This window comes from Pseudomonas sp. Pseusp49, assembly GCF_059491875.1.
Genome location: NZ_CP168514.1, coordinates 4,922,721 through 4,935,000, shown reverse-complemented (window position 1 = coordinate 4,935,000; position 12,280 = coordinate 4,922,721). Strand labels below are relative to the sequence as shown.

Genomic DNA, 12,280 nt, shown 5'->3' with positions numbered 1-12,280 from the left:
CTGAAACCGTATGCGTACAAGCAGTGGGAGCAGACTTTGTTCTGTGACTGCGTACCTTTTGTATAATGGGTCAGCGACTTATTTTCAGTGGCGAGCTTAACCGAATAGGGGAGGCGTAGCGAAAGCGAGTCTTAATAGGGCGTCTAGTCGCTGGGAATAGACCCGAAACCGGGCGATCTATCCATGGGCAGGTTGAAGGTTAGGTAACACTGACTGGAGGACCGAACCGACTACCGTTGAAAAGTTAGCGGATGACCTGTGGATCGGAGTGAAAGGCTAATCAAGCTCGGAGATAGCTGGTTCTCCTCGAAAGCTATTTAGGTAGCGCCTCATGTATCACTGTAGGGGGTAGAGCACTGTTTCGGCTAGGGGGTCATCCCGACTTACCAAACCGATGCAAACTCCGAATACCTACAAGTGCCGAGCATGGGAGACACACGGCGGGTGCTAACGTCCGTCGTGAAAAGGGAAACAACCCAGACCGTCAGCTAAGGTCCCAAAGTTATGGTTAAGTGGGAAACGATGTGGGAAGGCTTAGACAGCTAGGAGGTTGGCTTAGAAGCAGCCACCCTTTAAAGAAAGCGTAATAGCTCACTAGTCGAGTCGGCCTGCGCGGAAGATGTAACGGGGCTCAAACCATACACCGAAGCTACGGGTATCACCTTCGGGTGATGCGGTAGAGGAGCGTTCTGTAAGCCTGTGAAGGTGAGTTGAGAAGCTTGCTGGAGGTATCAGAAGTGCGAATGCTGACATGAGTAACGACAATGGGTGTGAAAAACACCCACGCCGAAAGACCAAGGTTTCCTGCGCAACGTTAATCGACGCAGGGTTAGTCGGTCCCTAAGGCGAGGCTGAAAAGCGTAGTCGATGGAAAACAGGTTAATATTCCTGTACTTCTGGTTATTGCGATGGAGGGACGGAGAAGGCTAGGCCAGCTTGGCGTTGGTTGTCCAAGTTTAAGGTGGTAGGCTGAGATCTTAGGTAAATCCGGGATCTTAAGGCCGAGAGCTGATGACGAGTTACCCTTTGGGTGACGAAGTGGTTGATGCCATGCTTCCAAGAAAAGCTTCTAAGCTTCAGATAACCAGGAACCGTACCCCAAACCGACACAGGTGGTTGGGTAGAGAATACCAAGGCGCTTGAGAGAACTCGGGTGAAGGAACTAGGCAAAATGGCACCGTAACTTCGGGAGAAGGTGCGCCGGTGAGGGTGAAGGACTTGCTCCGTAAGCCCACGCCGGTCGAAGATACCAGGCCGCTGCGACTGTTTATTAAAAACACAGCACTCTGCAAACACGAAAGTGGACGTATAGGGTGTGACGCCTGCCCGGTGCCGGAAGGTTAATTGATGGGGTTAGCTAACGCGAAGCTCTTGATCGAAGCCCCGGTAAACGGCGGCCGTAACTATAACGGTCCTAAGGTAGCGAAATTCCTTGTCGGGTAAGTTCCGACCTGCACGAATGGCGTAACGATGGCGGCGCTGTCTCCACCCGAGACTCAGTGAAATTGAAATCGCTGTGAAGATGCAGTGTATCCGCGGCTAGACGGAAAGACCCCGTGAACCTTTACTATAGCTTTGCACTGGACTTTGAATTTGCTTGTGTAGGATAGGTGGGAGGCTTTGAAGCGTGGACGCCAGTTCGCGTGGAGCCATCCTTGAAATACCACCCTGGCAACTTTGAGGTTCTAACTCAGGTCCGTTATCCGGATCGAGGACAGTGTATGGTGGGTAGTTTGACTGGGGCGGTCTCCTCCTAAAGAGTAACGGAGGAGTACGAAGGTGCGCTCAGACCGGTCGGAAATCGGTCGTAGAGTATAAAGGCAAAAGCGCGCTTGACTGCGAGACAGACACGTCGAGCAGGTACGAAAGTAGGTCTTAGTGATCCGGTGGTTCTGTATGGAAGGGCCATCGCTCAACGGATAAAAGGTACTCCGGGGATAACAGGCTGATACCGCCCAAGAGTTCATATCGACGGCGGTGTTTGGCACCTCGATGTCGGCTCATCACATCCTGGGGCTGAAGCCGGTCCCAAGGGTATGGCTGTTCGCCATTTAAAGTGGTACGCGAGCTGGGTTTAGAACGTCGTGAGACAGTTCGGTCCCTATCTGCCGTGGACGTTTGAGATTTGAGAGGGGCTGCTCCTAGTACGAGAGGACCGGAGTGGACGAACCTCTGGTGTTCCGGTTGTCACGCCAGTGGCATTGCCGGGTAGCTATGTTCGGAAAAGATAACCGCTGAAAGCATCTAAGCGGGAAACTTGCCTCAAGATGAGATCTCACTGGGACCTTGAGTCCCCTGAAGGGCCGTCGAAGACTACGACGTTGATAGGTTGGGTGTGTAAGCGCTGTGAGGCGTTGAGCTAACCAATACTAATTGCCCGTGAGGCTTGACCATATAACACCCAAGCAATTTGCGAACTCGAGAGAGGCCAGATTGCGGTGTGTGAAGACGAAACGAACCGAAAGTTCGAGAGACTCGCAAAACACCCGCTGTCACATACCCAATTTGCTGAAGCGAGGCCAACTGGCCACGACTCGGTACCCGAATTTCTTGACGACCATAGAGCGTTGGAACCACCTGATCCCATCCCGAACTCAGAAGTGAAACGATGCATCGCCGATGGTAGTGTGGGGTTTCCCCATGTGAGAGTAGGTCATCGTCAAGATTAAATTCCGAAACCCCAATTGCGAAAGCAGTTGGGGTTTTGTTTTTATGCGCGAAAAAACAGGGAACGACCCATTCAGGGTCAATTGTGAAAAAAATCACACAAACCTGACTTCCCGGGTTTGGTAAGGTGCAGCTCATTTTTAATGGACTGAGTCTGCGCCCACGGATCGGCATTCTTTTCAAAGAGTTGCTGCACAAGTGCCTGAACCGATACCGATCAAGGACCACGAAAAAGAAACACGCCTGGTCAACAAGAGACTCCTGGCCTGCGCCTTGTTCGTTGCCGCCATCACCTGTGCTCTGGTGGTACGCCTGTATGTCCTGCAGGTCGTTGAGTTCGACTATCACTCGACCATCTCCGAAAACAATCGCGTACATGTCCTGCCGATTACGCCTACCCGCGGATTGATCTATGACCGCAACGGCGTGCTCCTTGCGGACAACCGCCCCAGCTTCAACCTGACCATCACCCGCGAACGTGCTTCCAATGTCAACGAAGAGCTGGATGAGGTCGTCAATCTCCTGCACTTGTCCGCTGAAGACCGCTCGCAATTCGACAAGGTGATGAAGCAGGCCCGTCACCCCTTCGTACCGGTGACGCTGTTCTATGAACTGAGCGAAGAACAGATCGCCGTGCTCGCCGTCAACGAGTTCCGATTGCCGGGCATCGATGTCGAGCCGCAGTTCGTTCGGCACTATCCGTTGGGTGCGCACTTCGCGCATTCGGTCGGCTACGTCGGACGCATCAACGAGAAAGAGTCAAAGGCTCTGGATACGGTCGAGTACCGAGGTACCCAATCCATTGGCAAGACCGGGATCGAAAAATTCTACGAGGCGCAACTGCACGGCCATGTCGGTTATGAGGAAGTCGAAACCAATGCCCAGGGCCGCGTGCTGCGAGTGCTCAAGCACACGGATCCGGTGCCGGGTGAAAACATTGTCCTGAGCCTCGACGTCAAGCTGCAGGAAGCCGCCGAACAAGCTCTGGGCGATCGTCGCGGCTCGGTGGTTGCGCTCGATCCGTCGACCGGTGAAGTGCTGGCCATGGTCAGTAACCCGAGTTTCGACCCTAATCTGTTCGTCACCGGCATCAGCTCCAGGGAGTACTCCACGCTACGCGACTCCGTCGACCGACCGCTGTTCAACCGTGTGCTGCGCGGTCTGTACGCGCCGGGTTCGACCATCAAGCCGGAAGTCGCAATCGCCGGCCTCGACGCGGGAGTCGTCACGCCACAGACCCGTGTGTTCGACCCCGGTTATTACCAGCTGCCGGATTTCGATCACAAGTACCGCAACTGGAACCACAGCGGCGATGGCTGGGTGGATATGGATGCAGCGATCATGCGTTCCAACGACACCTATTTCTATGACCTCGCACACAAGCTGGGGATCGATCGCCTGCACGACTACATGGCGATGTTCGGACTGGGTGAGAAAGTTTCCCTGGACATGAACGAAGAATCCCCCGGCCTGATGCCATCCCAGGCATGGAAGCGCGCCACGCGTCGGCAGGCCTGGTTTCCTGGCGAGACGGTGATTCTCGGTATCGGCCAGGGCTACATGCAAGTCACGCCGCTGCAATTGGCCCAGGCTACGGCGCTGATTGCCAACAAGGGCGTGTGGAATCGCCCGCACCTGGCCAAAACCGTGGACGGCATCGCGCCGGTGGATGAGCATCCAATGCCCAATATTTTGCTCAAGGATCCACGCGACTGGGAGCAGGTCAACCATGGCATGCAGATGGTGATGCACGATGCCCGCGGTATTGCCCGGGCCGCAGCGGCGGGCGCGCAATACCGTATTGCCGGCAAGAGTGGTACCGCGCAAGTGGTGGCGATCAAGCAGGGCGAACGTTACAACCGGGAGAAAACCCGTGAGCGTAACCGCGACAATGCCTTGTTCGTCGGTTTCGCCCCGGCCGAGCACCCGAAGATCGTGATTTCGGTGATGATCGAAAACGGTGAGGCGGGTGGCCGCGTCGCCGGACCGGTCGTACGACAGATCATGGACGCCTGGCTACTCGATCAGGACGGGCACCTGAAGCCGCAATACGCAGCGCCGAGCAAGGCGCCGGGCGATCCTCAGGTCTGAACCTTCATGGCTTCACAGCACAGGCTCGCGGATGCTGAGCATGTGCAGGAAGCTCTCCAGGAACACCGTTTCGGCCGGGCTCATCTTCTGTTCGCGGTTCCACAGCAAATGAATGTCGACATCGGCAATCCCTTCGTGGGGCGGCAGGCGCCAGAGTAATCCGGCGTCGACGTCCGCTGCATGCTCAGCTCCTGGCCAATCAGCCGAAAGGTGTGCAGAAGGTTCCAGTCCAGACGGTCATTGCGCAGGCATTGCATAGACGTTCATCTGCAAGTCAGGGGGCGATGGGGAAAGTCCATGGCTTGCAAGCGCCGTGCGCAAGCCATGGAAAATCTACAATCGCGAGTTCGTAACGCTATTGGCACGCCGCAGCCGAAGCAAGTCGGATCCTGCAAAAAAGCCTCATGCGTAGGCGAGGTTTTTTTCTTCCAGCAGTTCCTCATACAACGCCGCCCATTTGCGACCCATTTCGTCCGCCGTAAACAGATTCTGATAGCGGGCCTGCGCCTTCTCGCCCATTTGTGCCGCCAGCACCGGGTTTTCCCAAAGCGTGCGCATCGCCTGACGAAACGCCAGTGGATCACTGGGCGGCACCACCAGTCCGGTTTCGTTATGGATGTTGATGTAACTGGTGCCCGTGCCAATCTCACTGGAGATCATCGGTTTGCCATACATCGCGCCTTCAAGCAGTGAAATGCCGAAGGCTTCGGAACGCAGGTGCGACGGAAACACCACTGCATAACTCAACTCGAGCAAGGCAACCTTGTCTTCATCACCGAGGAAGCCGAGAAAGTGCAGGTTCTGCAGCCCCAGTGTCCTGGCCTGGGCATGCAGCTCTTCTTCCAGCGGGCCGGCACCGACGATCACCACGGGATAGTTCAGTCCCCGCATCGCTTCGAGCAGAATGTGCAACCCCTTGTAGTAGCGCATGACACCGACGAACAGGAAGAATTTGTCTCCCAGCTTCTGGCGCCAACGATCGGCCCGTGCCGCGTCATGCTTCGGATAACCCGACTTGTCCAGGCCGTAGGTGATGATTCTGGTCTTGTCCCGGTAGTCCTTGAGCACGTCGCTGGTGTGAAAGTAGTTGGGGGACGCCACGGTGATTCGATCCGCGCTGTCCAGGAACCGGCGCATCAACGGACGGTACAGCTTGAGCAAATAACGCTGGCGAATGATGTCGGAGTGGTAACTCACCACGCTGGGCTTTTTGGTGGCGCTTGCAAAATGCACCAGGTCCATGAAAGGCCAGGGGAAGTGGTAGTTGACCACGTCGGCCTCAGCCGCGAGCTCACGAAACTGCTTGAACACGCTGTAGGAAAAACCGGTGGAGGCGAATTGAAAATCCATTCTGGCCTGATGCACCTGGTGCTCGCGGATCTGCAACACGCCCGGCGCCGGGTTATTGCTCAGGGTCAGTACCGTGCTGTCGACACCATGGCGCACGCCAATTTCGCTCATCTGGAAAATGACTTGCGCGATGCCGCCCATGGAGTCGGGCAAATAGGTTTTGTAAAAGTGCAGAACGCGCATATCAGTTCTCCATAGCCTGGCGGTAGGCGCGGGCGGTCACCGTCGCACAACGCTCCCAGGAAAAAAGCTTCGCCCGCTGCAAACCCGTCTCGCGACAGGCCTGCCAGTGTGCCGGGTCGTCGATCAACCGCAGCATGGCATCGCGCAAGGTGTCAGGGTCGTGCGCCTCGATGTAGTTGCCGGCCTCGCCAGCCACCTCCGGCATCGCCGATATACCCGTCAGAATCACCGGGGTGCCACTGGCCATGGCTTCCAGCACCGGCAGACCGAACCCCTCGTACAAGGAAGGGAAGACCAGCGCCCGGGCGCCGGCCAGCAATTGCGCCAGATCCTCGTCGGGCAGGTAACCCAGCAGGCACACGTGACCTGAGGCGAGGGCCGAACGCAACTCGTCGTTGAACTGCTGACGCTGCCAGCCGGCCATACCGGCGATCAGCAAGGGAAAACGCTGGCGCACAGTTTCCGGTAGTCGGGCATGGGCGCGCAGGGCCTGGGTCAGGTTCTTGCGCGGCTCCAGGGTGCCGACGCAGAGAAAATACTCCCGCGCCTCGACGCCGTGGGTCTTGAGGACGCGATCGATGGCCTCGGGTTCACGCGGGTGGAATCGTGCGGCCACACCCAGCGGTGCCACCACGAAGCGCTCGGCAGGCAGTGCGAACCAGGCCTGCGCTTCATCGGCGATGTGCTGCGAGTCCGTCAGAATCAGCCGCGCCCGTTGTACGCCGTCGGCCAGTCGCCGCTCGATTTCGCGCAGACGGGCCGGTGGTTGAGTGTCGGGATAGTGCAGGTGGGTGAGGTCATGCAGCGTGATGATGGTCGGGCCGTTGAACGACAGCGGCCACAGGCTCGGCTCGTGATACAGATCGATTGCCTGGGCGGGTCGCTGGTCGAAGCGCTTCTGTTCCAGCCAGCGCCGTGCCTGATAGGCCCCCGGGATCTGTCGCAACAATGGCGTCAAACGCGAGTAACCGGGCATCGCCGCTTCAGGCAGGCTTGAACTCCAGCGCCAGCCATGGAACAACGCCAGATCGACGTCTGGTTCTCGGGCCAGGGCTGTCGCCAGTTCGGCGACGTAGTGGCCGATGCCCGTGCGCGGGGCCTGGAGGATGCGGGCGTTAAGGGCAATTCGCATGCTGACTCTCAGGCACCCTCGCATCGCTGTGCAGGTTGTACTGTATGCGATCGACCAGTTGCGCACTTGCCTCGCGCCAGCTCAGCCAGCGCCAGTTATCCAGGTTGAGGGGCGCGGGAAATGCGCCGCTCGTTTCCATGTCGATGATCATGTCGGCCAGGTTCTGCGGGGCGGTAAGATCGAAGTACGCCATGTACTCTCCACCGATTTCGCGGAACACCGGGATGTCGCTGGCCATTGCCGGCAGACCACGCTGCATGGCTTCCACCAGCGGCAACCCGAACCCTTCGACGTAGGACGGGAACACCAGCGATGTCGCGTGGGAATAGGCGTGTTCCAGGCTCTTGTCCGAGAGCGTGTTGAACATGAACAGGCGCTGGTTCAACTGCGGATGCAGGCGGATACGCTCGATCAGCGCCTCGCACTTCCAGCCGATCTTGCCGACGATGCACAGGCGGGCCCTGGACCCGGCCGCCCAGGCGCGCTCGAACGCGTCGAGCAGATACGCATGGTTCTTGCGCGGTTCGATGGTGCTGACCATCAGGAAGACAGGGTCCGCCGATTTGAACATCTGCAGCAGCCCCGGGTCGACGGCGGAGCGGGCATCGCTCAGGTCGAGCTCGGAGCCGAGGTGAAAGTAATCGAACCAGCGTTGCTGGACCTGCGCGGTGCCGATCCTGCGGGTCATTTCCTGGCGCACCTGGTCGCGGATGGTGGTCGAGATCGTCACGTAGCCATCGGCGGTACGGGCGATCCAGTCGAACCATTCATTGAACACCTTCACCAGCCCGCCATCGCAGAACTGCGGGTGGGTCAGGGGAATCAAGTCGTAGATCACCGACACGATGCCGACCCCGTCACGCTTGAGTTGCTCGGCCAGGGGGAAAAAATTGGCGTGCCAGGACGAGTCCAGCAGCACCAACTGGTCGCCAGAGCGATGTTTCAATGGCACGCAGCGCTCGGGAACCGGCTTGCCCTTGAGTATCCGGTCCAGCAGGCGAATCGGCAGGCTCAGGCAGGCAAATGCGGTGAGTCGGCAACCGACATAAAGCACCCCGCGGGCGAGCTTCGATTGGCTGAAAGGACGGCGTCGTTCCAGCGTGCGGTGGCGCAACCAGAACTGATTGGCGACCTGCTCGATCTTCACCCGCAGGCTCGTCAAATCCACTTTGACGGTCGGTAAAGGGGCCAGGCTTTTCACCTCGAACAACGCGCCATTGAGCATCACCACCGGAATGCATTCACGCTGGGTGTCTGCGGCCGGCAATTGCTGAATTACATTACGAACGACCCGTTGAATACCCGAGTTGGCATCCGGGTGTTCGAAGACGTAGGTACATTCCACCAACAATCTGGTCATCGTGTTTCCCCAATAGATTCCACCCGATTCTCACTGGAACGGGTTACGCTGGTCTGCGCTTCGAGCCAGGAGCAGCCCACGAAGTCTTCCTGGCGATTGTTGATCACGTGGAAGACCAGCCCGTAGTCACGCCATTCGAAATTGCGATCCAGATGCGAATCCAGCCGCGACAGGCTCAGGGCCACTGAATAATTGCCTTTGCCCAGGCGCATGTCGAAGGCAAAACGGTAGGTGATGCGTTCGCCGGCACTCAGGTCGGTGAGGGCTTTGTCGATCCGGTGGGTATTGATGCCGTACATGGGCTGGCCGAGGCGATCCTTGATCATGAAGCCGAGAATCAGCCGTTCGATATCCTGGCGCACCTCGACCTGCACTTCCAGGACCATCGCCTGACCGACTTCTGCCACTTCCACCGAACGGCCCTTGGGGTCAAGCAGACGGACGCTGAGAATGCCCGCTTCGCCTGTCCCGGAAATGGTTTGCACCTGCCCGTTGGCGAGCATTTCCTGGCGCACCGTCTGGCCCTCGCGCTGGGCGAGCATGGCGTTGTAGTAGTCCATCACTTCTTCGGGTTTGCCGTGCATGGCCATACGCCCGTTTTCCAGGAGGATGGCGGTGTCGCAGATCGACTGGATCGCGGAGCGGTCATGGGACACGATCAGCAACGTGGTGCCGGCTTTGCGGAAGTTGCGGATGCGATCGAAGCTTTTGTGCTGGAAGTAGGCGTCACCCACGGACAGCGCCTCGTCGACGATCAGGATATCCGGCCGTCGCGCGGTGGCTACGCTGAACGCCAGGCGCATCTGCATGCCACTGGAGTAGGTGCGAACCGGGTGGTCGATGGCCTCGCCGATTTCGGCGAAGCTCTCGATCTCCGGCATCAGCGCTTCGATTTCTTCCACCTGCATGCCAAGCAACTGGCCGGCCATGAAGGTGTTCTGCCGACCGGTGAAGTCCGGGTGGAAACCCATGCCCAGTTCAAGCAGCGCGGCCACGCGGCCTTGCAACTGGATGTCGCCGCAGGTTGGCTGGGTGGTGCCGGTGATCATCTTCAACAGCGTACTTTTGCCGGCACCGTTGACCCCGACGATGCCCACGGCTTCGCCAGGCTGAATCTCGAAATCGACCCCTCGCAGCACCCAGTGCAACTGATGCCGGGTAGGGGAAAAGGGCACCAGCCATTCGAACAACCGGCTCCAGCGATTCGGGTATTGCTTGTAGGCCTTGCCCAGGCCACTGACACGTATCTGTCCCATCAGAGCTCGTCCACCATTTCACCGACACGCTGGCGGAACAGCCGCAGCGCCATCCCGCAGAACAACAGGCCGATCACCAGCAACGGGACCAGCGAGCTCCAGTTCGGCCATTGGTTGTAGAGAAACAGGTTCTGGTAGCTGTTCATCAGTGCCGTCATCGGGTTCAGTTCGATGAAGCTCTGGATACCCGACGGCAGGATCGACAGCGGATAAACGATCGGCGTCAGCCAGAACCAGAATTGCAGGCAGATGCCGAAAAACTGACCGACGTCGCGAAAGAACACGTTGAGCACACCCAGGATCATCCCCAGCCCCGCGGCGAACATCACTTGCAGGATCAGCAACGGCACCAGCGCCAGTAACGCGATGCCGGGCAGCCGCCCGCTGATCAACAGGAAGCCGAGGAACAAGCCCAGGATGATCGCGAAATTGATCCCGGCATTGAGCAGCGCGATGACCGGCAGGCAGATTCGCGGGAAGCTGATTTTCTTCAGCAGATTGGCATTTTCCAGGAACATGCTCTGGCTGCGCGTGGTGATCTCGGCGAACAGGCCCCAGGTGAGCAGGCCGGCGCAAAGGTAGACACTGTAGGCGAGCCCATCATCTACGCCCGGCAAGCGGGCGCGCATGATCGTGGAAAAGATCACCGTGTAGACCAGGATCATCGACAGTGGATTGAGCACGGTCCACAAGGCACCGAACAGCGAGTTGCGATAACGCGCCTGGAACTCTCGTTTGACGCTGCCGAGGATGAAACCCCTGTAACTCCACAGCGATTGGTAAAGATTACGCAGCATTCAAACCGTCCGCCCGTATTGGTCTTCGAAGCGGACGATGTCGTCCTCTCCCAGGTATTCGCCGCTTTGCACTTCGATGATCACAAGGTCGATCACACCGGGATTCTCCAGGCGATGCTTGTGACCGGCGGCAATGAAGGTCGATTCGTTCTTGGCCACCAGGTGCGTGCCGGTGCCGTTGTTGGTGACCTTGGCCATGCCTTCGACCACGACCCAGTGTTCATTGCGATGGTGGTGCATCTGCAAGGACAACTTGGCGCCGGGCTTGACCACGATACGTTTGATCTTGAAGCGCGGGCCTTCCTCGAGCACGGTGTAGGTGCCCCATGGCCGGCTGACCGTACGGTGCAAGCGATAGGCCTCGTGTTCTTTGTCCTTGAGTTGCCTGGCCACCCGGCGCACGTCCTGGGCGCGGTCGGCGTGGGCTACCAGCACCGCGTCGGCGGTGTCGACGATGATCAGGTCATCCACGCCCACGGTCGCGACCAGACGGTTGTCGCTCTGGACAAAGTTGTTGTGGCTGTCGATGAAAATCGCCTCGCCGACGGCGCGGTTGTTCTGTGCATCCGCCGGTACCAGTGCGGCCACCGCGCCCCAGGAGCCGATGTCGCTCCAGTCGAAACGGGCGGGCACGACGACCACTTTGTCGGAGCGCTCCATCAACGCGTAGTCGATGGAAATGTCCATGATTTCGCCAAACAGGGCCGGTGACAGTTCCTGTTGTACGCTCCCGGCGTTTTCCACCGCCGCGCTGGCGGCCATGCAGGTTTGCGTCTGCTCCAGCAAATCGGGAGCGTGGGTTTGCAGTTCGGCCAGCAGGGTGGCGACCGAGAAGCAGAACATCCCGGAGTTCCACAGGAAGTTGCCGCTTTCCACGTAATGCGTGGCGGTTTGCAAGTCGGGTTTTTCGACGAAGCGTCGCACGCTGGCAGCGCCCTTGTCGTCCAGTGGTGTGCCGGCCTCGATGTAGCCAAAACCGGTTTCCGGAGCAGTCGGCACGACACCGAAGGTCACCAGGTGACCGCTCCTGGCCAATGTCACGGCATGCTCGACTGCGTCCTTGAGTGCGTCGACATTGACGATCAGATGATCGGCCGGCATGACCAGCATGATCGCGTCGTCGCCATGCAGGGCCTGGAGGGAGAGGGCAGCGGCGGCAATCGCCGGCGCCGTATTGCGTCCCGTCGGTTCCAGCAGGAAGTGCCCGCGATGACGGCCAAGGTGCGCGTCCCGAAAGTGATCCTTGCTCTGGAAGTAGTATTCGCGGTTGGTCACTGTGACGATATCGCCCCAGCCGTCAAGCAGGTCGGCGGCACGCCGATAGGTCTTGCCCAGCAGCGACTGGCCGTCAGGCAAGGCCATGAACGGTTTGGGATGGCCTTCACGCGACACCGGCCACAACCTTGTCCCGGCACCGCCGGAGAGAATCACGGGAATCAGCATG

7 protein-coding genes, 2 rRNA genes and 1 pseudogene (1 of these 10 running past the window's edge) are annotated in these 12,280 nt (G+C 58.6%); 3 read left to right on the top strand and 7 right to left on the bottom strand.

All coding sequences use genetic code 11. The annotated features are described in order from the left end of the window. The 3 genes from ACEN83_RS21835 to mrdA form a co-directional block, all read left to right on the top strand. Positions 1 to 2,394, top strand: a 23S ribosomal RNA gene (locus ACEN83_RS21835) (it extends 500 nt beyond the left edge of the window). Between the two features lie 155 nt (positions 2,395 to 2,549). Then, positions 2,550 to 2,665, top strand: a 5S ribosomal RNA gene (gene rrf / locus ACEN83_RS21830). A 200-nt stretch (positions 2,666 to 2,865) separates the two neighbouring features. After that, positions 2,866 to 4,758 carry a penicillin-binding protein 2 gene (gene mrdA, locus ACEN83_RS21825; RefSeq protein WP_495578413.1) on the top strand — a complete coding sequence of 631 codons (1,893 nt, stop codon included), beginning with the start codon at positions 2,866 to 2,868 and terminating at the stop codon, positions 4,756 to 4,758. 12 nt (positions 4,759 to 4,770) lie between these two features. Here mrdA and ACEN83_RS21820 read toward each other — a convergent pair. From ACEN83_RS21820 to ACEN83_RS21790, 7 genes and pseudogenes are all read right to left on the bottom strand, one after another. Continuing rightward, positions 4,771 to 4,938, bottom strand: a pseudogene (locus tag ACEN83_RS21820) (LysR family transcriptional regulator); the annotation flags it as partial. Positions 4,939 to 5,160: 222 nt separating this feature from the next. After that, positions 5,161 to 6,291: a glycosyltransferase family 4 protein gene (locus ACEN83_RS21815; RefSeq protein WP_495578412.1), complete on the bottom strand. Its 1,131-nt coding sequence runs from the start codon at positions 6,289 to 6,291 to the stop codon at positions 5,161 to 5,163. 1 nt (position 6,292) lies between these two features. Beyond that, positions 6,293 to 7,423 (bottom strand): glycosyltransferase family 4 protein, encoded by a 1,131-nt coding sequence (locus ACEN83_RS21810; RefSeq protein ID WP_495578411.1) that lies wholly within the window; start codon positions 7,421 to 7,423, stop codon positions 6,293 to 6,295. Next, on the bottom strand, positions 7,407 to 8,783 hold the full coding sequence (locus tag ACEN83_RS21805) for a glycosyltransferase family 4 protein (protein WP_495578410.1): 1,377 nt from the start codon (positions 8,781 to 8,783) through the stop codon (positions 7,407 to 7,409). The genes ACEN83_RS21810 and ACEN83_RS21805 overlap by 17 nt, the downstream gene beginning before the upstream one ends. Continuing rightward, on the bottom strand, positions 8,780 to 10,039 hold the full coding sequence (locus tag ACEN83_RS21800) for an ABC transporter ATP-binding protein (RefSeq protein WP_495578409.1): 1,260 nt from the start codon (positions 10,037 to 10,039) through the stop codon (positions 8,780 to 8,782). Before ACEN83_RS21800 ends, ACEN83_RS21805 begins: the two co-directional genes overlap by 4 nt. Beyond that, positions 10,039 to 10,836, bottom strand: coding sequence for an ABC transporter permease (locus ACEN83_RS21795; protein WP_495578408.1), 798 nt, complete (start codon positions 10,834 to 10,836; stop codon positions 10,039 to 10,041). The genes ACEN83_RS21800 and ACEN83_RS21795 overlap by 1 nt, the downstream gene beginning before the upstream one ends. Then, positions 10,837 to 12,279, bottom strand: coding sequence for a mannose-1-phosphate guanylyltransferase/mannose-6-phosphate isomerase (locus ACEN83_RS21790; protein ID WP_258682021.1), 1,443 nt, complete (start codon positions 12,277 to 12,279; stop codon positions 10,837 to 10,839). Position 12,280: the final 1 nt, after the last annotated feature.

What these genes read in the sequence shown, in the direction of transcription:
- ACEN83_RS21795 (WP_495578408.1), bottom strand. Translation starts at nt 10,836, where the DNA reads ATGCTGCGTAATCTTTACCAATCGCTGTGGAGTTACAGGGGTTTCATC.
- ACEN83_RS21800 (WP_495578409.1), bottom strand. Translation starts at nt 10,039, where the DNA reads ATGGGACAGATACGTGTCAGTGGCCTGGGCAAGGCCTACAAGCAATAC.
- ACEN83_RS21790 (WP_258682021.1), bottom strand. Translation starts at nt 12,279, where the DNA reads ATGCTGATTCCCGTGATTCTCTCCGGCGGTGCCGGGACAAGGTTGTGG.
- ACEN83_RS21815 (WP_495578412.1), bottom strand. Translation starts at nt 6,291, where the DNA reads ATGCGCGTTCTGCACTTTTACAAAACCTATTTGCCCGACTCCATGGGC.
- ACEN83_RS21810 (WP_495578411.1), bottom strand. Translation starts at nt 7,423, where the DNA reads ATGCGAATTGCCCTTAACGCCCGCATCCTCCAGGCCCCGCGCACGGGC.
- ACEN83_RS21805 (WP_495578410.1), bottom strand. Translation starts at nt 8,783, where the DNA reads ATGACCAGATTGTTGGTGGAATGTACCTACGTCTTCGAACACCCGGAT.